At 61.6% G+C, this 22,656-nt stretch carries 19 protein-coding genes; 4 read left to right on the plus strand and 15 right to left on the minus strand.

What is annotated here, in order from left to right:
• The first annotated feature begins 86 nt into the window (after positions 1–86).
• Entirely contained in the window at positions 87–1,217 is a 1,131-nt protein-coding gene (locus tag ACJJVR_RS03040; protein WP_405402137.1) for a mandelate racemase/muconate lactonizing enzyme family protein, read from the plus strand.
• A 53-nt stretch (positions 1,218–1,270) separates the two neighbouring features.
• Here the strand turns inward: ACJJVR_RS03040 and ACJJVR_RS03045 are convergent, their stop codons facing one another.
• The 4 genes from ACJJVR_RS03045 to ACJJVR_RS03060 all read right to left on the minus strand — a co-directional run bounded on the left by ACJJVR_RS03045 (position 1,271) and on the right by ACJJVR_RS03060 (position 5,136).
• Entirely contained in the window at positions 1,271–1,984 is a 714-nt protein-coding gene (locus ACJJVR_RS03045) for a GntR family transcriptional regulator (RefSeq protein ID WP_405402186.1), read from the minus strand.
• Between the two features lie 123 nt (positions 1,985–2,107).
• Positions 2,108–3,619, minus strand: coding sequence for a tripartite tricarboxylate transporter permease (locus tag ACJJVR_RS03050; protein WP_405402138.1), 1,512 nt, complete (start codon positions 3,617–3,619; stop codon positions 2,108–2,110).
• A gap of 11 nt (positions 3,620–3,630) precedes the next feature.
• Positions 3,631–4,086 (minus strand): tripartite tricarboxylate transporter TctB family protein, encoded by a 456-nt coding sequence (locus tag ACJJVR_RS03055; protein WP_405402140.1) that lies wholly within the window; start codon positions 4,084–4,086, stop codon positions 3,631–3,633.
• A 69-nt stretch (positions 4,087–4,155) separates the two neighbouring features.
• On the minus strand, positions 4,156–5,136 hold the full coding sequence (locus ACJJVR_RS03060; protein ID WP_405402141.1) for a tripartite tricarboxylate transporter substrate binding protein: 981 nt from the start codon (positions 5,134–5,136) through the stop codon (positions 4,156–4,158).
• A gap of 141 nt (positions 5,137–5,277) precedes the next feature.
• Between ACJJVR_RS03060 and ACJJVR_RS03065 the strand changes: the two genes are divergently transcribed.
• Positions 5,278–7,017 (plus strand): IlvD/Edd family dehydratase, encoded by a 1,740-nt coding sequence (locus ACJJVR_RS03065; RefSeq protein WP_405402143.1) that lies wholly within the window; start codon positions 5,278–5,280, stop codon positions 7,015–7,017.
• 298 nt (positions 7,018–7,315) lie between these two features.
• Positions 7,316–8,245, plus strand: coding sequence for a DNA repair protein RadC (gene radC, locus ACJJVR_RS03070; protein WP_405402145.1), 930 nt, complete (start codon positions 7,316–7,318; stop codon positions 8,243–8,245).
• Positions 8,246–8,507: 262 nt separating this feature from the next.
• Here the strand turns inward: radC and ACJJVR_RS03075 are convergent, their stop codons facing one another.
• Positions 8,508–8,963 (minus strand): helix-turn-helix domain-containing protein, encoded by a 456-nt coding sequence (locus tag ACJJVR_RS03075; RefSeq protein WP_405402147.1) that lies wholly within the window; start codon positions 8,961–8,963, stop codon positions 8,508–8,510.
• Between the two features lie 80 nt (positions 8,964–9,043).
• On the opposite strand from ACJJVR_RS03075, the gene ACJJVR_RS03080 reads away from it, so the two are divergent.
• A complete protein-coding gene (locus ACJJVR_RS03080) occupies positions 9,044–11,278 on the plus strand; it encodes a heavy metal translocating P-type ATPase (protein WP_405402149.1) in 2,235 nt (744 codons plus the stop codon).
• 729 nt (positions 11,279–12,007) lie between these two features.
• Here ACJJVR_RS03080 and ACJJVR_RS03085 read toward each other — a convergent pair.
• The 10 genes from ACJJVR_RS03085 to ACJJVR_RS03130 all read right to left on the minus strand — a co-directional run.
• Entirely contained in the window at positions 12,008–14,956 is a 2,949-nt protein-coding gene (locus ACJJVR_RS03085; RefSeq protein WP_405402150.1) for an FAD-binding and (Fe-S)-binding domain-containing protein, read from the minus strand.
• A gap of 381 nt (positions 14,957–15,337) precedes the next feature.
• Positions 15,338–16,033 (minus strand): GntR family transcriptional regulator, encoded by a 696-nt coding sequence (locus tag ACJJVR_RS03090; RefSeq protein ID WP_405402152.1) that lies wholly within the window; start codon positions 16,031–16,033, stop codon positions 15,338–15,340.
• Between the two features lie 83 nt (positions 16,034–16,116).
• A complete protein-coding gene (locus tag ACJJVR_RS03095; RefSeq protein ID WP_405402154.1) occupies positions 16,117–16,539 on the minus strand; it encodes a heme-binding protein in 423 nt (140 codons plus the stop codon).
• A 64-nt stretch (positions 16,540–16,603) separates the two neighbouring features.
• On the minus strand, positions 16,604–17,134 hold the full coding sequence (locus ACJJVR_RS03100; RefSeq protein WP_405402156.1) for a hypothetical protein: 531 nt from the start codon (positions 17,132–17,134) through the stop codon (positions 16,604–16,606).
• 2 nt (positions 17,135–17,136) lie between these two features.
• Complete coding sequence (locus tag ACJJVR_RS03105) at positions 17,137–17,532, minus strand: hypothetical protein (protein WP_405402158.1); 396 nt, start codon at positions 17,530–17,532, stop codon at positions 17,137–17,139.
• Positions 17,532–18,695, minus strand: a complete 1,164-nt coding sequence (bhcC, locus tag ACJJVR_RS03110; RefSeq protein WP_405402160.1) for a 3-hydroxy-D-aspartate aldolase BhcC — start codon at positions 18,693–18,695, stop codon at positions 17,532–17,534. Before bhcC ends, ACJJVR_RS03105 begins: the two co-directional genes overlap by 1 nt.
• On the minus strand, positions 18,692–19,390 hold the full coding sequence (locus tag ACJJVR_RS03115) for a hypothetical protein (protein WP_405402162.1): 699 nt from the start codon (positions 19,388–19,390) through the stop codon (positions 18,692–18,694). The genes bhcC and ACJJVR_RS03115 overlap by 4 nt, the downstream gene beginning before the upstream one ends.
• Positions 19,391–19,416: 26 nt before the next feature.
• A complete protein-coding gene (locus ACJJVR_RS03120) occupies positions 19,417–20,604 on the minus strand; it encodes a pyridoxal-phosphate-dependent aminotransferase family protein (RefSeq protein WP_405402164.1) in 1,188 nt (395 codons plus the stop codon).
• Positions 20,605–20,726: 122 nt separating this feature from the next.
• Positions 20,727–22,109, minus strand: coding sequence for an SLC13 family permease (locus tag ACJJVR_RS03125; RefSeq protein ID WP_405402165.1), 1,383 nt, complete (start codon positions 22,107–22,109; stop codon positions 20,727–20,729).
• A gap of 292 nt (positions 22,110–22,401) precedes the next feature.
• The coding region (locus ACJJVR_RS03130; RefSeq protein WP_405402167.1) for a phosphate acyltransferase at positions 22,402–22,656 on the minus strand (255 nt) is incomplete at its 5' end.

Below are 22,656 nucleotides of genomic sequence, written 5' to 3' on the forward strand. Positions count from 1 at the left end.
ACGGTATTTTAGTTGACAATATTGTTGACAACTTCGATACCAGCCGTTCAGGAAGAGCGCCGACGATCGGCGAGGAGGAGGACATCATGGACCATGCTTCACGGATAACCAGCGTAGAGGCGCGTACGATCAGGGTTCCCCTGACGCATGCAACGGCCCTATCGACCCGGCGGGTGTTGCATCGTGACTATGTCGTCGCCCGCCTGAGAACCGCTGACGGCGCTACCGGCATAGGCTTTTGCTATGGCGGCAGCGATGCCGGTCTGATTGTCGCGACCGCGGTCAGAGAGCTGTTCGCGCCGCTGCTGTTGGGTGCCGATTCGACGCGCGTCGAATGGTTGTGGGACCGGATGTATTCCGCCGGGCTGCTGCATGGCCGCAGTGGGTCCGCGATGCGCGGCCTGTCGATCCTTGACACCGCCATATGGGATCGCAATGCGCAGGCAGCGGGAATGCCGCTGCACCGGTTTCTGGGCGGCTATCATGACGTGACCGTGCCGGCATATGCGTCTGGTGGATACTATCTGGACGGCAAGGGGCCTGATCAGCTCGCCGACGAAATGAGCGCCTATGTCGACGCGGGCTTCAAAGCCGTCAAGATCAAGGTGGGCCTGCTTGCGCCCGCAGCCGAGGAGGCGCGCATCAAGGCCGCGCGGCAGGCGATCGGACCCGACATCCTGCTGATGCTGGATGCGAACAACGCCTGGCGCGACCTGCCGACGGCGCTGCGTTACATGGACCGGTACGAGCCATACGACCCCTACTGGATCGAAGAGCCGTTCTCTCCTGATGACATCGACAACCACGCGCGGCTGGCCGAGCGGACACGGGTTCCCGTTGCCACAGGCGAGATAGAGAGCGGACGCTGGCGGTTCAAGGAACTGCTGGAACGCGGGGCCGCCGCCATTTTGCAAACCGACGCCTGTGTCTGCGGTGGCATCACCGAATATCGGCGCATCGGCGCCACCGCCGCCAGCTTTGGCGTCAACATTTGCCCTCACTGGTTTCATGACCTGCATGTGCATTTGGTGGCATCGGCACCGAACGGACAGTTCGTCGAGTATTTCCCCGATGATGCAGTGCTGAATTTCAGACGCCTGATCGACCGTCAGCTGGTGCTGAAGGATGGTGAGCTGGTTCTGCCGACCAGCCCCGGCCTTGGGTTTGCGTTCGACGAAGCCGCGCTGGACCACTATGCCATCGACGGGTGGGCGTGATTTGATCCGTGTGCATGACTGGGCCTGTTCATGAACAGGCCCGGTCATGCATTTCAGTCGTCGCTGAAACGTGAGCGATACGTTTCGACGTAATAGTTCTTGGCTGGGGCCAGATGGTTGCGGCAAAGACTGACCAGAGCGGCGCGGTCACACGCCCGGACGGCCGCCACGATCTTGGCGTGATCCTCGGCTGCCCACATCAGATATGGCCTGTCGTTGACGAAAATATGCCGGTAGGCGTGGGATTTCTGGGCGAAACTGTTGATGGCCTCGATCAGGGCCTCGTTGCCGCAATGGGCGAACAGCCTGCGGTGAAAATTGATGTTGGCATGAAACACGCCGTGCGCGTCGCCCGACACGATAGCCGCCTGGTGCGCCTTTTGGATCGCATCAAGTTCGGCGACAGCGTCGTCCGGCAGCGGCAGCGGGATCAGCGAGGCCGCATGCGCCTCGACCAGCTCGCGCACGCTGTTGATGTCCTCGACCTCCTTGGCATCGTACAGCCGCACGACGGCACCCCGGTTGCGAAAGCGTTCCACAAGACCCAGCCGTTCAAGCTCGGCGATCGCCTGTCGGACAAGATGCCGCTTGGCGCCAAAGCGGAGCGCTATGTCCTCCTCGACAAGCCTTTCGCGTGGATGCAGCCGGCCAAAGACGATCTCTTCCTCCAACCTGACGGCGATCTCGTTCGCGATATCATCGCCATTGCGTCTTTTATGACCGGACTGCTCCGGCTCCTGCGCGGATTCCTTCGCGAGATTGGACATGGTCACACTTTCCTCACATCTCAGTCTGGATGTTCTACCCGCAGGCGGCAGCAGCGGAAAGTCGTCCCCTCGCCCTGCTTTCCGCAATGAGCGCAACGTCCCGCAAATCCGCCGTCCTGCGGCTCACGTTCCGCTGACGGACCTGGGGCGGACCTTTCGTGCGATCGCGCCGAACAGCGGCGTCGCCTGAAGGATCGAGAGCGCCGCGATTGCCAGCAGGGTCGCCGAGATCGGATTTTCGATGAAGATGGTCCACCGCCCGCCACCGATCAGCAGCGACTGTTGCATCGTCGTATCGAGGATCGGCCCAAGGATCAGGCCGATGACCAGGGGCGGTGTCGGGATGCGGAACGAATCGAACGCAAGGCCCACCATGCCGAATGCGATCATCAGCCCGATATCAAAGACCGAATTGTTGATCGCATAGGCGCCGATCACGGACAGGACCACGATGACCGGGCCCACCACCCGGTTCGGGATTTTCGTCACGGCCACGCAGGCCCTGGTGAACAGCAGGCCCACCAGGAACAGTGCGACATTGGCAAAAAGGACCGCCCACAGCAATGTATAGGTGACATCGCCGTAATCGGTCATCAGCGACGGGCCGGGCAGGATACCGTGCACCATCAGGCCGCCCAGCAGCACCGCGGTCGAGGCCGAGCCGGGAATGCCAAGCGCGATCGTCGGGATCAGCGCGCCGCCGACGACGGCGTTGTTGGCGGCTTCCGGTGCGACGACGCCCGCCGGACAACCGGTGCCGAACTCTGCCTTGTTGCGCGAGAAACGCTTGGCCTCGTTATAGGCGAACCACGATGCCGTATCGCCGCCGGTCCCCGGGATCAGGCCGACGAACACCCCGATGACCGACGAGCGCAGGCTGTTCGGCAGCATCTGAATGAACTCGGACCCGGTCGGCAACATGCGACCCGTCACGCTGGAAACCCGCGCGTCCGTGTTGGTATTGCCCTGCATGATCAGCCGCACGGCCTGGGGGATCGAAAACAGGCCGATCAGCGCGACGGTAAAGTTGATGCCGCTGAACAGTTCCAGAAACCCGAAGGAAAATCGCGGCGTGCCGGTGGTCAGGTCCATGCCGACCATGCCCAGCATCAGGCCGATCGCCCCGGACATCAGGCCCAGAATGGTCGAACCCTGCGACAGCGACCCGATGATGGTGATCCCAAGGACCGCGATGGCAAAGATCTCGACCGGGCCGAAATTCAGCACCAGGCTTCCAAGCAGCGGCGCCACCGTCAGAAGAACGATCGCAGAGATGACGCCCCCGATCAGCGATGCGGTCAACGACAGGCCAAGCGCCTTGCCTGCCTGACCCTTCCGGGCCATCGGATAGCCGTCCAGCACCGTCGCCGCAGCCGCAGGCGTGCCCGGCGTGCGCAGCAGGATCGCCGCGATCGAACCGCCGTACATCGCCGCCAGATACAGCGAGGCAAGCATCGCCAGACCGGTTTCGGGCGGAAAGGAATAGGTCAGCGGCAACAGCAAGGCGATTGCCATCGTGGCCGAAAGGCCGGGCATGGCGCCGATGAACATGCCGACAGTGACGCCGACAAGTATGGCCGCAATGTTGATCGGCTCTACCACATTGGAGAGACCGATCCAGAAAAACGAGTCCATCGCGAATTTCCTTACAGGGTTGGATACAGGGGAATGGACAGGTTCAGGAACCAGACGAAGATCCCGAAGATCACCGCGGTAACCGCGACGATGGTCGACACCGCCGGAACCAGGCCGATGGGCCGCAGCACGATCAGCGGAATCGCCAGAAAAAGCGGCGTCGCGATAAGATAGCCGATGCGCGTGATGCTGAGGGCATAAAGAATGACCAGCGCCAGAAAGCCTGCCCCAAGCGCCAGACTGCGCCAATCGGTCGGCGTTTCAGAGGCCGGTCCGGCTTGGGCGACGGCCGGGCGGGCGCGCAGCCTTTCCCACGCCACGTTCGCGATCGCGATCACGGCAAGCACGACGATGACGATACCAAGCAGGTCAGGCAGCCTTCCGGCAGTGACAGGATAGGCCGCAGCCTCGGCCCTGCAGAAAAGAGCAAGTGCAATGGCGGCGACGGCGACGACGATTTGACCCATCTTGAAATTCCCGGATGCTGATGGACAAGGGAGGCGGCGCGTCGTCAGACGCACCGCCACGGCGCCGTCCTATTGGGCGGCCATGACGTCATCCTTGATGAGATCCCAAAGGTCGCGGAATTCACCCTCCTGATTTTTCAGGAACGCGGCATAGTCGTCACCGGGGATGAAATCAATCAGCAGACCCTGCTTGTCGGCCGCAGCCTGAAAGTCGGGATTGTCCATGACCCGCGTAAGGCCGTCGATGAATTGCTGGCGGGCCTCTGCCGGAAAATCACCCGGACCGCTGTAGCCCCGCGATGACCCCGCGACCAGATCATAGCCCAGCTCCGTGGCGGTCGGCACGTCCGGCAGGCTGTCGAGGCGTTCCTCGGAAAACACCACGAGGGGGCGCAGGTTGCCTTCCTGGATCTGCGAGAGGGTGACACCCACATTGGTAAAGCTGGCATCGATCTTGCCACCCATGGCAGCGGTCCACGACGGGCCATCGCCCTGGAACGGGACCTTCTGCAGCTGAACCTCGGCGTTCCGTTCGAACTGCAGCGACGTAAAGTAATCGTCACCACCGACGCCAGAGTTTCCGACCGTGATCGTGCCGGGGTTTTCCTTGGCCGCCGTGACGAAATCCTCGAACGTTTCGAATGGCGACCCGGATGCCACCACCGCGATTCCCGGATCGGTGACGATGTTGGCGATCGGCGTGATCTCGTCGATCGTATAGGTGATTGTCGGGTTCATGATATAGTTTGTCTGCAGCATCGGCGTGTTCGTGATGCTGATCGTCGAGCCGTCGTTCGGCGACTGCTTGGCCAGGCGCGTCCATGCAATAGCCCCGGTGGCGCCGGGAATATACTGGTTCACGAAATTGACGCCCAGTTCCTGTGCAAGGAACGGCTGGACCAGCTGGGCCAGCGCATCAGAACCACCGCCGGCCTGAAAGCCCTGCAGCACGTCGACATTGCTTGATGCGGTATAGGTGCCCTCTTGCGCCAGCGCAGGGGAAACCAAAGCCGTCGTGACGGCAAGAGCAGCAGGAATTACAAACTTCATCGGTGAACCTCCCAGTTCGTTCATGCGCTCCTCCGCGCAGATGGCACTGTAGAAACGCCCCCTGCCATTTGTCAAACATATTGTTGACAATATAATTGCCGCCGTGCTCTGGTAAGAGTCAACACAAGGTCGGGGGAACACATGACGGATCGGGCAGCACGGGGACTGAAAAAGGGGCTGACGAACTATGGTGATTCCGGGTTCTCACTGTTCCTGCGCAAGGCTTTCATCAAGGGCATGGGCTATTCCGACGATGCCCTGGAACGGCCGATCGTGGGAATTGTCGACACCGCCAGCGGATATAACGCCTGCCACGCCAATGTTCCCGATCTTGTCGAGGCGGTAAAGCGAGGCGTCATGCTGGCCGGTGCCCTGCCGGTGACGTTCCCGACAATCTCGATCCACGAGGCGTTTTCTCATCCGACCTCGATGTTCCTGCGCAACCTGATGGCGATGGACACCGAGGAAATGATCAGGGCGCAGCCGATGGACGCCGTGGTTCTGATCGGAGGCTGCGACAAGACGGTCCCTGCCCAACTGATGGGCGCCGCCAGTGCGGACGTGCCGGCAATTCAGCTGGTGACCGGCCCGATGCTGACGGGGCGCCATCGCAGCGAACGCGTGGGCGCATGCACCGACTGCCGCCGTTTCTGGGCCCGGCACAGGGCGGGTGACGTCGACGCCGCGGAAATTGCCGAGGTGAACGACCGCCTGGTACCAGGTGCGGGCACGTGCGGCGTGATGGGGACCGCGTCAACGATGGCGCTGACCGTCGAGGCGCTTGGCATGATGGCGCCGGGTGGTGCGACTGCACCGGCCGTATCGTCGGACCGCCGCCGTATCGCAGAGATGACCGGCCAGATCGCAGCCAGGTTGGCGGTCCAGCCGCTGTTGCCGTCCGCCATCATGACCAGACAGGCTTTTGAGAATGCCCTGACCGTGCTACTTGCCACCGGCGGTTCCACGAATGGCATCATCCACCTGGCCGCGATTGCCGGGCGTTGCGGCCTGTCCCTCGATCTGGACGCCTTCGACCGGATCGGGCGCAAGGTCCCGGTGCTGGTCGACCTGAAGCCTTCTGGCCAGAACTACATGGAGGATCTTCATGCGGCGGGGGGCCTTGTCACCATCCTGAGAGAACTGAGGCCGCATCTTCATCTGGATTGCATGACGGTCACGGGCCGCACCCTTGGAGAAGAGCTGGATGCTGCTCCCGCGCCATGGAAACAGGACATCGTGGCACCCTTCTCTCAACCGATCTATCCCGAGGGCGGCATGGCCGTCGTGCGCGGAAACCTCGCGCCCGGTGGCGCGATCGTCAAACATTCGGCGGCGACACCCGCGCTGTTGACGCATCGCGGTCGGGCCGTCGTCTTTACATCACTGGCGGATCTGGCGGAACGCGTGGACGATCCTGACCTTGATGTCGGTCCGAACGACATCTTGGTACTGCAGAATGCCGGGCCGATCGGCGCCCCGGGCATGCCCGAGGCAGGCTACATGCCGATACCGCGAAAGCTGGCGGAAGCCGGTGTCATGGACATGGTGCGCATTTCCGACGCCCGCATGAGCGGCACCGCGTCCGGCACGATCGTGCTGCACGTGACGCCTGAATCAGCGGCTGGCGGCCCGTTGGCGTTCGTGCGGAACGGCGACATGATCGAGCTGGATGTGCCTGCCCGACGCCTGCACCTCGACGTCAGCGACGCCGAACTGGCCGAACGTCGCCTTGGTTTCACACCCGTGGTCCATGAAGGCTCTGACCGCGGCTACAAGAAGCTGTTCCTGGACACCGTCACCCAAGCCGACGAGGGTTGCGACTTTGATTTTCTGGTGCCGGAAAAAACGGGGCGCGTCCCAAAGGATGACCAGGGGGCCTGAAAGGTTAGCGATCTTTCGTGTGCAGGCGCAGACAAAGGCCATCGACATGGTCGGGGCTGCCCGGATGTCTGCGTGGCGGGTTGAGCCGGTAATATTCCTGTGCCTCAGGATACAGGCGCGCCTGACCTTTGCGCGTGGACAAACCGATGGATAATTGTCCATCCGAACAGTTTCGATCGCTGTCCCGCGTTTTTGTTAATGGTTCGTTTACCTTATTTGCGCAAATTCCACGCCTGAAACTGGCATCTCCCCGTCGATTCCATGGATGTGCCGTCGCGTTGAATGTCAGGTGCGGATCATGAATTCCAATCAAGGTGGCGGTGGGCTGAAGACTGTGCAGCCAAGCGAAGCATCCGACACCCTGGGGCACGTCGATTCATCGCCAAGAGGGTTTTCGGAGGAGGCGCTGAAAGGATTGGCCGACCTGGAGGCGCGCCTTCCACCGCCCGATGCCATTACCGCGCCGGCATACTCCCGGTCGTTTCGCATGACGGACCGGCTGAAACCGGATGCGGCGGCAGGCGGAGGGCTGATCACGGGCAGCGACGGCACCGCCCGACCGCATTACTGGGGGCATCGAGAGCGGTTGCGGACACGCTTTCTGGAGGGTGGCCATGCCCCGATGCCCGACTATGAGATGCTGGAGCTGTTGCTGTTCAACGCCGTTTCCAAGATCGACGTAAAGCCTCTGGCCAAGCGTCTTCTTGCCACGTTCGGGGACCTGAACGGCGTCGTCGCCGCGTCCGAGCATCGCATCCGGCAGGTAGAGGGGGCAGACCGTTGGGTCTATCTGCAACTGAGGTTGGTCGATGCCTTTGCGCAACGGATGGCCCAGGCCAAGGTCCTTCAGCGCGAGGTGGTATCATCATGGCAGGCGCTGATCTCTTATTGCCGGACCTGCATGGCCTATCGTGAAACCGAACAGTTCCGGGTTCTTTTCCTGGATCGAAAGAACACGATCATTGCCGATGAGGCGCTTGGCATCGGTACGGTCGGGCATGTCCCGGTCTATCCACGCGAAGTCGCCAAGCGCGCATTGGAGCTGAACGCAAGCGCGGTCATTTTGGTGCACAACCACCCCTCCGGAGACCCCACGCCAAGCGATGAGGACATTTCCATGACGGCGAAAGTTGCAGCCGCATGCGAGGCGATCGAGGTTTCCGTGCACGACCACGTGGTCATCGGCAAAGATTCAGAGGTTTCGTTTCGTGAAGAAGGGCTGTTGTGACCAGACCGAACCATGTCCCGTCAAGACGGCGAACGGGCGATAGCCTGACGACCCTGCTGGTCCAGAAGACTGACGATCCTGCACGCTGCCATAGAAGTGCCGCCGTGACGGGTCAGGGCGATGAATGTGGCGCGATTGTCACACGCCCGATCTTGCGGATCATCACCAACCAGACAGGACATCGACCCCGGATCGGTCCGGTGGGGCATTGATGCAGGCCCCGAACAGGGCCTGACACCCGGTGGTGACGGCCACCATCATATCAGCTCGCCTTGCCCGACACTGCAGCGCGGTGTTGTGCGCCGTGGTCGGCATGCAGGCAGTTGGTGTGATCGCTGAGGACCTCGATGACCTTGCAGTCGGAAATCGTACCTTTGGCGCATTGCATCAGCATGCGCTCCAATTCCTGCTGCAGGGCGTGAAGGCGCACGATGCGGTCCCGGACGGCGATCAGCTGGCGTCCTGCAATGACATCTGCGGCGGCGCAGGACATCTCGGGCCGGTCGGACAGACTGAGAAGCTCGCGGATATCATCAAGCGGAAAGCCAAGTTCGCGGGCATGCCGGATAAAGGCCAGCCGCTCCTGCGCGGCCTGATCGTACAACCGCTGGTTTCCGGCACTGCGCCCCGCCTCGGGCAACAGCCCGATATCCTCGTAATAGCGGATCGTGGGCACCTTGACGCCAGTGGCCGCACTCATCTTTCCGATGGTCAGCATGAAGAACCCCTTGAACCTCTAGTTGCTAGAGATCCTATCTCTCTCATCTGACGATGAAAAGACCTTGGGCGGGATACGAAATGACAGGTGACACCAAGCAACGATGGGAATGGACCGTGACGGGCATGGACTGCGCCGCCTGCACGACAAAGGTGATCCGTGCGGTGGGCAGGATGCCAGGCGTCAGCGACGCCAAGGTCGCCCTGATGGCGGAACGCCTGACACTGAACCTGATGCCGGACACCACGACACCGGATGACATCGAGGGCACCGTCCGAAAGCTGGGCTTTGGGATTGCCCCGAAAGGCCAGCCGGCGCCGCGCAAGAAGGCTTTTGTTCTGCCTGACGCAGGTTCGGTCATACGGCCTGCTGGCCAGCCACCGGTCGCCGACCCACGTCAGCGCGATCATGCGGCGGTGCTGCCCGATCCATCGCCCGATCCATCATGGTACCAGACGGCAAAGGGTCGGCTGATCATCCTGACGGGAACGCTGCTGGCCCTTGCCTGGGCGGTCGAACTGCTGACCTCGGCCCGATTCGGGTACTGGGCGTTCGTGGCGGCCTGCCTGATCGGTGCGGGACCGGTGGCAAAGCGGGCGTTAGAAGCGATGCGTCTGGGCCAACCCTTTACGATTGAGGGGTTGATGACCGTCGCCGCGGGGGGTGCGCTGCTGATCGGCGCCGCCGAAGAGGCCGCGTTGGTCGTTTTCCTGTTTGCCGTGGGCGAGGTCCTGGAAGGTGTCGCTGCGGGCAAGGCACGACAGGGCATCCGTGCACTGGGCGATCTTGTGCCCAAGACGGCGCTGCTGGAGGTGTCCGGCCAGATACGGACGGTTTCCGCGGACAGCCTGGAAATCGGCCAGGTCGTTCTGGTCCGCCCCGGCGACCGCATTCCGGCAGATGGCGATATCATCGAGGGAACAAGCGGCGTCGATGAAAGTCCGGTGACAGGCGAAAGCGTCCCCCGCACGCGCGGTGTCGGTGATGCGGTCTTTGCGGGTTCGATCAATACCGAGGCCGTTCTGCGCCTGCGCGTCACCAGAGAGGCCAGCGACAACACCATCGCCCGCATCATCCGCCTGGTCGAGGAGGCGGAGGAGGCACGCGCCCCCACGGAACGGTTCATCGACCGCTTCTCTCGGCTGTACATGCCGGCGATCATCGCGATTTCGGCGCTGGTGATCATGGTGCCACCTCTGGCGTTTGGGCAGGACTGGACCACGTGGATCTATCGCGGTCTGGCGCTGTTGCTGATCGGCTGTCCCTGCGCCCTGGTGATTTCGGTCCCGGCCTCGATCGCGTCTGCCCTTTCAGCGGGTGCGCGGCGCGGTCTGTTGATGAAAGGCGGCGCGGTGATCGAGGCGGCGGCAGGCGTGACGCATGTCGTCTTTGACAAGACCGGGACGCTGACCAACGGCACGCCGGTTGTGACCGACCTTGTTCCCGCAGCCGGCGTCGACGAGGCCGAACTGCTATCTGTTGCGGCGGCTGTCGAGGCGGGGTCAAGCCATCCGCTGGCACGGGCGGTTCTGCGCAGGGCACAGGCGGCGGATGTACAATGTCCGCTGGCCCGCGATGCCCGCGTCCTGCCTGGGCGCGGCGTCCAGGCCTTTGTGGGGACCTCGCTTGCATGGGTCGCGTCTCCCATGCATGCCGATGGCGTGGGTGGTATCGATGCCGCGTCGCAACCCCGCGTCCTTGCGCTGGAAAATGAGGGCAAGACGGTTGTCGCGGTCTTTCGCGCGGACAGGCCCTTGGGGCTGATCGCGATGCGGGACGAGCCGCGCCCGGACGCCGCGTCAGCCATTCGGCAACTGGCCGCGATGGGGCTGGGTTCGACAATGTTGACCGGTGACAACCCTCGCACCGCCGCCGCCATTGCACGCGATCTGGGGTTGGATTTTCGCGCAGGCATGATGCCAGAGGACAAGTTGACCGCGATCCGCGCGCTGAACGGACAGGGACGCGTGATGATGATCGGCGACGGCATCAACGACGCCCCCGCGTTGAAGGAGGCACAGGTTGGCATCGCAATGGGGTCTGGTACGGATGTGGCACTGGAAACAGCCGACGGTGCGATCCTGCGCGACCGGGTGACCGATGCGGCCGCTCTCATCCACCTGTCCCGTGCGGCAATGGGCAACATCAAGCAGAACGTGACCCTCGCGCTTGGGCTGAAAGCGGTGTTTCTGGTGACGACGGTCCTGGGCATCACCGGACTTTGGATCGCGATCCTGGCCGATACAGGCGCGACGGTTCTGGTGACGCTGAACGCCCTGCGGCTGCTGACGTTCGATCCCACGCGGGAGAGTTGATAGACAGGCGGGACCACCTGCGGTGGCAAGCGCGCTCCGATCCTATCGGCGATCACCCTTGCCGGACCGTTCGTGGACACGATCGGGCGTTGGCCAGCGTACGGCCCATGTGGTCATGGCGCATCATCCCTTGCCCCTGGCGACCATTCTTGCAGTCGCTCCGTGACGGCGCGGTGATGGTCGTCGTGCCCATGCGGTATCCGCCGGATCACCGGTCCCGTCGCGCAAATTTGCCAAGACTTCGGCGCGTCGTACAACGGGTCAATCTTGGGGCGGCGGGCACTGCAGCCGCCTTGATGCCTGTCAGGATCGCCATGCGGCGCGCGGAATCCTGATGGTTGCTGTTTAGGGTCGTCAGGTTCTGGCGCCACAGCGCGCGCGGCCTGTCGTTCCCGACGCAGAACGCGTTTTACGACTTGCGCGGCAGTGCTGGCCCGCCACCACTGCCATGGAGCGCGGACTTGGCCCTGTGTGCTCGATAGATGATCCTATCCACTCTGAGTTGAGCCCTTTTACGGGCACCAGCCATCAGAGAGCTGCCAATTTCAGGCGGTATGATCGTTTCACATTCGGGTCGAAATCAACGCATGCGGCGCTGAACCGCTGTTTAACTGTGGTGGACGCAAAGGCTTCCGGTACTCGCGCGCATTATTATCGGACCAAGGTTGCCTTGGTTCTGGTCGCCCATGCCATCAATGGCGCCGTAACATGCGGCCTGTCGTCCACGCGTCATGCTCGTCGCGTCTTTGACAGCGCCGCATCAAGCACAACAGCCACGTGTACCGCGTCCCGCCCGGCGCCGTCATGGATCTGATGGCGGCAGCTGGTACCATCCGCCACGATAATGTCGTCGCCCGCCGCATCCCTCACCGCCGGAAGCAAGGACAGCTCGGCCATTTTCCTGGACACATCGATGTTTTCGACGGCATAGCCAAAGGCACCGGACATCCCACAGCAAGAGCTTTCGATAGGTTTAACCGTCAGCCCGGGGATGCAACGCAGAACCGTTTCCACCGAACGCATCGCATCAAAGGCCTTCTGGTGACAGTGCCCATGCAGATGCGCGATCCGGCCGCCCTGGTCCTGCAAGGGCAGCGTGATCACACCAGCCGCCATATCAGACGCAAGCAGCTCCTCGAACATCAGCGCCTTTCCCTGGATAAAGGAGGTTTCCTCCGCAGGCAGCAGCGCCGTCATTTCATCACGAAAGCTCATGATGCAGGACGGCTCCAGTCCCACGACCCGGGCGCCGTTCAAGATGAACGGGCGGACCGCGTCCAGCGTGCGCCGCGCTTCGGCTCGGGCGGCATCCGTCTGACCCGAAGCCAGATACGTGCGACCGCAACACATCGGGCGCGTACCAGTCACAGGTTTGACATGGTGCAGGCGGTATCCAGCAGCCCGCAGGACGCGTTCTGCTGCCTCAAGGTTCTCGCGTTCAAAATAGCGATTGAAGGTGTCCCCAAACAAGACGAGGTCACGTCCGTCGCCCATCACATCCTGCGGGTCGGCGGGCCGTGTGGTCTCTTTCCAAGGACGCCGCCACGTTGGAAGAGTCCGTTGCGCGGAAAAGCCCAGCATCTTCTCGGACAGCCTGGCGAGGGCGGGAATCCGGTCACGTAAATTCAACACGGGCGCAATCCAGCGCGCAAACGGCGCATAGCGCGGCAGATGGGCAATCACCCGTTCGCGAAGCGGCAGCCCATGTTTGCTGTAATAGTGGTGAAGGAATTCGATCTTCATCCGGGCCATGTCCACGCCGGTAGGGCAATCGCGTTTGCACCCCTTGCATGACACGCACAGATCCATCGTCGCCTTCATTTCGGACGACGTGAATGCATCGGGGCCCAGTTGCCCGGTAATTGCCAGGCGAAGTGAATTGGCGCGTCCGCGGGTGACATGCTGTTCGTCAAGCGTCGCACGATAGGACGGGCACATGGTGCCGCCCGCAAGCTTTCGACATGTGCCGTTGTTGTTGCACATCTCGACAGCGCCACCCAGCCCGCCCCACTGCGACCAGTCCAACGCAGTTTTCCGGGGTTCGACAACGCCATACCCAGCCGCAAACCGCATCAGGTTGCGGTCGTCCATCTTCAACGGTCTGACGATCTTGCCGGGATTGAGGTGGTTATGGGGATCGAACGCATCCTTGACCTGCTCGAATGCCCGGGTCAGCTTGGCGCCGAACATCGGCTCGACGAACTCGGACCGCGAAATGCCGTCCCCGTGCTCGCCCGAGAAACTGCCCTTGAACTTGCGGACAAGCTCTACGGCCTCTTCGGCGATAGCCCGCATTTTGCGGACGCCGTCAGCGTCCTTCATGTTCAGGATCGGTCGGACATGCAGGCACCCTACGGATGCATGGGCATACCACGTTCCCACCGTGCCGTGTCTGGCAAAGACCTCTGTCACGGAGTCGGTATAGTCGGCCAGGTGCTCCAGGGGGACCGCGCAATCCTCGATGAACGAGACCGGCTTGCCATCTCCCTTCATGGACATCATGATGTTCAGGCAGGCTTCGCGGACGTCCCATACCGGCTTTTGCCGCGCGGGTTCGACAACCTCGACGACCGCGTCAGCATAGCCGTAGTCTGCCATACACTGATCCAGACGTCTCAAGTCATGCCTGAGCGTGTCCAGATCATCCCCCGCGAACTCGACCAGCAACAGACAGTTCGGCTTGCCTCGCGTGATGTCGGCAAGTGTCTTGACGAACAGGGGGATGTCGGCGCCCAGCACCAGCACATTGTTATCGACCAATTCCACGGCGACGGGATCAAGCGCGACGATGTGCTGTGTCGTTTCCATTGCGGCACGGAAGTCGGGAAAATGGCATACACCCATGACGCGATACCTGGGCAGTGCAGACAGCTTGAGGGTCACCCCTGTCGTCAGCGCCAGCGTACCCTCCGAGCCGACAAGAAGGCGCGCGAAGTTCGGATCGTCAGGCAGCAGTTCATTAAGGTTATAGCCGCCCACCCGGCGTTGGACCTTTGGGAATACATCCTCGATCTCGGCTCGGTGCTGCCGTGCCAACGCTGTCAGCCGCTCCATGATTCGGCGCGCATCCGGCGAGGCGTTCTGGTCCAACGGGGCCGCACTGAGGGAAAACCTCTGGCCATCGGCCATCATGCCGTCGACTGCCAGGACGTTGTCGACCATCTTGCCGAACCGCAAGGACCGCGCGCCAGAAGAGTTGTTGCCGCACATGCCCCCGATGGTGCATCGCGACGCCGTCGAAGGTTCAACAGGAAAGAACAGGCCATCCTTGCGAAGACGATCGTTCAGGGTATTCAGGACCGTTCCCGGGCGGACGCGCACCGTGCCGCTGCTTGGATCATAATCCGTGATACCGCTGAAAAAGCGGGACATGTCCATGACAAGTCCCGCCCCGATGGGCTGGCCGTTCTGCGACGTGCCGCCGCCCCGCACGATCACGGGGGTATCGTGCTGACGGGCGATCTCCAGCGCGGCGGCGATGTCCGCCTCGTGTTTTGGAAACACGACCCCGGCAGGCATGATCTGATAGATCGACGCGTCGGTCGCATAGCGTCCGCGCGTAAAGGCGTCGAACCGGACTTCGCCCTCCAATGCGCGGCTCAGCGTCTGTTCAAGCGATTTTTCAGAAGCCGTCTGGAGGGCGGCGGATGCCTGGATCGTCGTGTTGGGAGCGTTCATGGTCCTGCACTTTCAAGCAGCCTGGGTCCGGGGCTGGGGCCATCCGGATCGGCAGTACGTATCGCGGAGGCTGACGATCACAGAGATGACGCCCGTCTGGGACTGCTGGTCAATCCGTGGTCCAGAAATTCCGCACGCGGACAATTTCTGCCGGGCGCAATAAAAAGCATACTTAGTGATAATTATGAATTCAATTAGAATCTTTATCGCATGTCCCAGGCGGCGGCCGATCCCGAACAGCGAACCTGACCTGCGTCGACAAGCGGATGTGCGAGCATGAACATCGCCACGCACCTGCCAGCATCCGGAACTCCACACAGGCTGCCTTTTCCCCGACGCAGATCGCGTCCCGCTTTTTAAACCGGAAAGGCTGACCGCGGTTTAGACCTCCGGGTTCGACGTTGCTTGTTCATCCAGATAGCGGCTGACGGAAAGCAGCTTGTTCTCCAGATGATTGCGCAGCGTCGCGGCAAGATGCTTGCCATCGCGCGCTGCCAGATATCTGGTGATGTCCTCGTGCTCTTCAACGGCCTGGGCCCATCTGTCGGCCGTGATGTTCGCCACATACCGCGCACGTTGCACCCTCGCAGAGAGCGCACGATAATGCATCGTCAACGTCATGTTTCGCGCCGCCGAAAGGATCGCTTCATGGATCATCTGGTTCACGACGAAATACTCGTCCAGGTTGCCGCTGCGATAATGCTTCAGCATGGCCTCGTGAAGCGACCGGACGTGGCTGACCTCTGCGTCGGTGATATTTTTACATGCAAGTTCGCCGGCAAGCGCCTCCAGTGCCCCCATGACGGGAAACACCTCGTCCAGGTCGCTCTGCGTGATGACACTGACACGCGCCCCGCGATTGGGTTCAAGAATAACAAGACCCTCGCTGGCCAGCACTTTCAGTGCTTCCCGCAATGGCGTGCGCGACACGGAGTAGGTTTCGCACAGATCTTTTTCCGGAACTTTGATACCTGGCGCCAACGCACCATGTATGATGAGATCCCGGAGTGTCTGTGTCAGCTCTTCGTGAAGCGAGCGACGGCGCAGGTCTTTTGCAGGTTCAAAGGTATGATTCATCCGGTAGGTCAGGGCCTTGTCTGATCAGATGGCAGGTCGGCTGATTCTAGCACCCGACGCACCATCTGCACCAGAAGCTAGTTTCAGCCGGGATCGGCGACCAGACCAAGGCTTTCTATTGCCCAGATTGCGCACGTCTCGTCGTTGTCGGAACTGTCGCCGGTGATGCCGATCGCACCGATCAGGTCGCCATTCTGCCGGATCAACACCCCTCCTGGCACCGGCACCAACATCCCGCCGGCCAGCGCGTTCATGGATTGAATGAAGTACGGCTGGCTTTTTGCCCGCTCGAACAGCGCACGTGATCCCAGCCCCATCGAAATTGCGCCCTTGGCTTTTCCTTGGGCGATGTCGGCCCTCATCATGCTGGTGTCATCCTGCCTCATCAGCACCGTCAACTGACCGCTTGCGTCGACAACCGCCACCGTCAGCGGCTTCAGGCCAGCGTCCTTCGCATGGCTCAGACAGGCGTCCGCCAGCTTTTGTGCAAGTTCCAGTTTCAACATCACGATCTCCTCGTTTCAGGTTATTTTCTGCGTCAGATCCCGACATGGCGGGCAACGATGCCGCCTACGGCCAGCTTGACAACAGCGGCGGTGATAGTCGGGTCCTGCAATCCCGCCCCGTGCCGTCGAACAGCGTGCCTTGGGCGTGCGCTTGATGGCCAAACTGATCACCGATGATGACCGAACCGATTTCTATGATATCGTCACGGGCGATCCGACCCGCATGGTCAGCGTGTTGGCACTCGCCGATGCTGATGGGTTGCCCAATCTCGTCGGTAAAGGTACGGGCCAACGCTACCAGCGCGGGGTCAGGTTCTTGCTCGCTGCGCGTATCGGTGCCCACCGCGGCGATATGGGTCCGACCCGTAACGCGACGGTCCAGCAGCACCGGCGCAAAAAATGACGTGACCGAGATGATACCATCGGTCTCGGCGCCCAGACGCCCCAGATCGACCACCTCGAACGACCGCTTCAGCTGGGCCGTAGTATTGGGCAGATGCGACAGCATCCTGGGGCGGAGATCCCGCTCAACCAATTCTTCAAACGCTTGGATGCGGGCTGCGGCGATCTGGAATTCCGGCTGGTCGTCCGCCATTGTCATGCCAGCGACGCGCGACCCTGGGGCGCCAGATGGCGGGTCGACACAGCCGAAGCCGCAGCCCTGCGCAGCGCGATCAAAAAATTGCGGCCAGCAATAGCCGCCACGCACACCGCGTCGGAATCGAACAGAAAAATCGTCGATTGATGCTTGATCAGTCCACGCGCCTGATTGCCGGGCCAACATCCCGCGGTCTTAAGGCAAAGGGCCAAAGCTGCCGCATTATAGGCACGCTTGAATCCAAAGAGCGCGTCGTCATGGCCCAGTGCCTCGCGCACTACTGAAAAGTTGCGCGCCTGTCCGCGTCTCATCATTGCGCAAACCCTCCCTACGATCGCATATGCGGATTTGGAGGTCATCAGGTCTACGCTGTCTTTTTTGGCGCCGACCAGCATCAATAGGCCTTTCCCCGGGCGGAAACCGGCCAGACGACCTCGACCTTGCCGCCACGCAGGCCAACGTACCAGTCGTGGACATTGCAGGTCGGGTCGCAATGGCCGGGAATCAGCCGCAGCCTGTCGTTGACGGGCAATACGCTGTGCGGGTCATCGATCACGCCATGCTCATCGGAACAATTGATGTATGTCACGTCCGTGCGGCCATGGATGACGGGCAGGCCACTGTCCACCGACTGTACTTTCAGGCCGGCATCGACGACTGCCAGATGCGGCTTGGCATGGCTCATGACGCTGGTCAGGATGAACAGCGCGTTCTCCCATTCGCCTTGGTCGATGCGGGTGCCGTCGCGGTCCAGGATGCGCCCGTAATCGGCGTCCATGAACGCATAGCTGCCGCATTGCAGTTCGTTGAAGACGCCCGAATTTGCTTCGAAGTAATAGGATCCGGTCCCCCCACCCGACACCAGTTCCGGCGTCAGCCCGATGCCCGTCAGCGCATCGACCGCCTCGCGGACCTGTGCAATGGCGGCATCCAGCTTGACCTTGCGGTCGTTAAAACTGTCCATGTGCTGCATGGCGCCCTGATAGCCTTGGATGCCTGTAAAGGTCAGCCCGGCAGCAGTGTCGATGGCTTGGGCGATGGTCAACACGTCCTTTGACGTCCTGACCCCGCAGCGGCCCGCGCCGCAGTCGACTTCGACAAGGCACTCCAGCGTAGTGCCGTGGCGCTGCGCAGCTGCCGACAGTTCGGCCACATTGGCGATGTCATCGACGCAGACGATGATCCGACTGCCCCTCAGCGGCAGGCGGGCCAAGCGGTCGATCTTGGCCGGGTCACGGACCTGATTCGACACCAGCACGTCATAAATTCCGCCGCGGACGAACACCTCGGCCTCGGACACCTTCTGGCAGCAGACGCCGACCGCGCCGCCCAACCTTTCCTGCAGCTTCAGCACGTCGACCGACTTGTGCATCTTGCCGTGCGCGCGGTGGCGCATGCCGTGGGCGCGGGCGTAATCGCCCATCTTGCGGATGTTTCGCTCCAGCGCGTCCAGATCAAGGATCAGGCAGGGGGTCTGAATATCGGCCTCGTCCATTCCCGGCCGGGCAGGAATGTCGTATCCGACCTCGAAACCTTCGAATTCTGCTTGGGTGCTCATCGGGCATCCCCATGGGTCCGGGGCAGCCGGTCCAGTTCACCATTCCCGCCCGTTATGACGACACCAACGTGCAGGCTGGACAACACGTTCGGGTTCTTTTGGATAGTCGCCAGCGTCACCGCGCCGGAGGGTTCGGCCACGATCTTAAGTCGCTTACAGATCGGTCGCATCGCAGCGAATGCCTCGTCCTCTGACGCGATCAGGAAGTCGGTGACGCGGTTACGGACCAAATGCTGGGTCATGTCCTCAAGCAACATCTTCAGCCCGTCGTCCACTGCTTCCGGGGCGTCGTTGTAAGGGTGCGCGAACTCGGCGCTTGTATCCGCGACGACCGGCGCGAACACCGCCTCGCGCGCGTTGGTCGAGGGTTCGCATTCCACGACGCCGGCGCCACAGACGTGAACTGCGTCCTTTCTCACCTGCGGGGGCGTGAGGCGCATGACGGCGGTGCTGGGAATGCCGCGCCTGCCCGTGGCATGGGGCAGGCGAATGCGATGATCGCCGCTGGAATGTGCCGCGACGCCCTGGGCGGCCTGGGCGTCTGACAGTCCGAACACGGCGGTGCCGGCGTCGGCGCTTTGCAGGTCCGCGGATCTAAAAAACAACTGCGCACAGGTCATGTCGTCCCGCATCCGGCGGGTCATGGCCGGGGTGACATGACCATGCGGGCGGATGCGATCGCGGGCCGCCAGCATGTCCTCAAGGGCCGATATGACGACCATCAGGCCGCAATACCCGGGGCGACATTATCCGCCAGATGCTGCATCGCCACGCCGACACCGCCCTTGCTATGCGCAACGCCGGCCTTTTCAAGCGCCAGTTCCACGCCAGCCAGGGCGCCGATAAGGGTCAGGTCGTTGATGTCGCCAAGATGGCCGATGCGGAAGACCTTGTCAGCCACCTTGGACAGCCCGCTGCCAAGCGAGATGTTGTAGTGCTTCAACGCCTCGGCACGCAGGTGATCTGCACTTTGCCCAGCGGGCATCAGCACGGCTGTCAGCACGCCGCTTTCATGTCCCTGGTGATTGCACAGCACCTCCAGATCCCAGGCCCGGACGGCCGCCCGCGTGGCCGCTGCATGACGCTGATGGCGGGCAAAAATGGTGTCCAGACCCTCTTCAAGCATCATGTCGACCGCATCGACCAAGCCATAGAGCATGTTGGTTGCGGGCGTGTATGGAAAATACCCCTTGGCATTGATGTCGACCATGTCCTGCCAGTCCCAGTAGGACCGGCGCATCCCCCCGGTGCGGGACATTTCCAGTGCCTTGTGCCCAACAGCGTTGAAGCTGATCCCCGGAGGCAGCATCAGGCCCTTTTGCGATCCCGACACCGCAACATCCACGCCCCATTCATCAAACCGGAAATCGATAGAGCCCAGCCCCGAGATGGTATCGACCATCAACAGCGCGGGGTGGCCCGCCGCATCCATCGCGCGCCGGACATCGGCGATCGGCGACACCGAACCCGTGGACGTTTCGTTGTGCACCACACAAACGGCCTTGATCTGATGCTGAGCGTCGCCACGCAGTCTCTGCTCGATCTGGTTCGCATCAGCGCCCGAACGCCAGTCGCCGCCGATGAATTCGGCGTCGACACCCAACTTTTCCGCCATCTTTTTCCACAGCGTTGCAAAGTGGCCCGTCTCGTACATCAAAACCCTGTCGCCCTCTTGCAGGACATTGGCCAACGCAGCCTCCCAGGCACCCGTGCCGGACGCAGGATAGATGACGACATGCTGTTCGGTCTTGAAGATGGTCTTGACGGCAGAAAGTGCCTTCAAACCAAGTTCTGCGAATTCTGGGCCGCGGTGATCGATGACTTGCGCGGACATTGCGCGTAAAACGCGGTCAGGCACAGGGCTTGGACCCGGAATTTGCAGGAAATGACGGCCTGAGACATGAGACATGGTGATAACTCCCGACACATAATCGCGTATACTCAAAATATGAATTCATAATTCAAAAAGTCAAGGGTCCGCGGCGTGATTGGTATCTGGTGCGTGTGCGTAATGGGCGCACACGCCACTGGTCAGTTTGGAATGACGACAAAGATGATCCACAGGATCGCCGGCGCTGCCAACGTTACCAGCGCTCCATATCCAAGAAGCTGTCGATAAAACGCCTGCTTGTCCACGCCCTGCGAGTTCGCCAAAACAAGCGCGCCACTGGTCGAAAAAGGACTGACGTCGACGATCGTCGAGGCGACGGCCATGCCCGCCACGAAAGCTACGGGGCTGATGGCTGATCCCCCCTGCAGGAATGGCACTGCAAGGGGGATCAATGCCCCAAGCAGCGCAGTCGACGAGGCAAAAGCCGAGACGATGCCGCCAATATAGAACAACAACAGCGCCGCAAGCACAGGCGAGGCCATAGAGGCGACACTGTTGCCGATAAAGTCGATCGTGCCCATATTCTCCAGCACCGCAATATAGGTCCCGACCCCGGTGATCAGCATGATTTCAGGCCATGCGACCTGGGACATGGCACGTTTCTGGACGTTCGGCTGCAAAAGCGCGATGACCAGTCCGATGCTGAGCGCGACGAAACCGATGTCAGCCTTGAAGGCCAGAACCATGACGGCCAGCATGACAAGCCCCAGCACCGTGATGATCTGAACCGGGTTTCCATCATGGTGATTGCCCTCCTCGACCTCGTTGACCAGCTTGTTGGAGTGACCGCCCCCCTCGCGGCCGACCCGCGGACTGATTGCCTCGGCTTCGCTGTCACCAAATATCTGCGGTCCTGTCGCAGCTCTTGCTATCTCGATATGCGGGACCGTGATCGGTTCGCCCATTTCGACCCGCGTACTCATCAGCTTTCGACCGCCCAGGACGAAAAAGAGCAAAAGCACGCAGACAAAGTTCGCCAGAAAGCTTGCCGCGAATGTCACCATCTCGTTCAGGGGCAGCCCGGCCCGCTCGACGACGCCGTTCGTGATCCCGCCGAAAATCCCAATGGGCGAGAACGCCCCCGCCGACGCACCTTGCGCAACCATCATTCCCATGAGGAGCGGCGAGATGTGGTACCTGAATGCAAAACTCAACGCGATCGGCGCGACGATCGCGACGGCACCCGGCGTCACGGCACCGATCGATGTCAGCAGCGCAGCAATTGCGAACATGATCCACGGTATCAATCCGATACGCCCATTAACGGAGCGAACCGCCCGCCTGACTAACCAATCAATCGTGCCATTGTTCTGGGCCAGAGCAAACAGCCAAGTGATGCCGGCCAGCGTCAGGAACAACCCGCTTGGAAACCCTGCGATGATGTCCTTGGCGGTATCGCCCATCAAGACGGTGCCGACAAGGAACGCGCCGACGAACGCAAGCACCCCGATGTTGATGGGCAAAGCAGTAGCGACGATGAACATCGCGACGAGTAGTAAGATGGCGATTATATGGTGGGTCATGCGCGGCCTCCCTTTCCTTGCATGCAAGCTCTCTGTGAGGAGAGCGGCGAATCACTTACAGTAACGTAATTATGAATTAATAATCTAGTTTGATCTTTTGCTATGACCCTGATGCGTCAAAGCCCGCTTGCAGAGGTCGATGACCATGACGATGATCGGCAATGGCGTGCTTGGCCGGCAGCCGACAGCACCCGGTCGCGAGGATGTTCCTGTTGGGGAACTGAGCGTTGCCTGCAACGGCACAGCACCCGCAGGCAACTCAACGCCACTCCGTGCGGTCAGCCGGTGGATGTCAGGCGTTGCTGGCAACCGAAGTCGCGGCCAGCACGGACATGTTGAGCAGGCCTCGGGTTGTGATCGAGGGGGTGACGATGTGGGCGCGGTTGCCCATGCCCATCAGGATCGGGCCGACCTCGAGGCCCGCGGCGCGCATCTTGAGCGCGTTACGGACGCCCGACGCGGCGTCGGTGCCGGCAAAGACCAGCACGTTCGCCACGCCCTCCAGCCGCGAGGTCGGAAAGATGCGTTCGCGCAGTTCGGGGTCCAG

The sequence above is a fragment of the Paracoccus sp. Ld10 genome (genome assembly GCF_045064235.1).
Classification (GTDB): Bacteria; Pseudomonadota; Alphaproteobacteria; order Rhodobacterales; family Rhodobacteraceae; genus Paracoccus.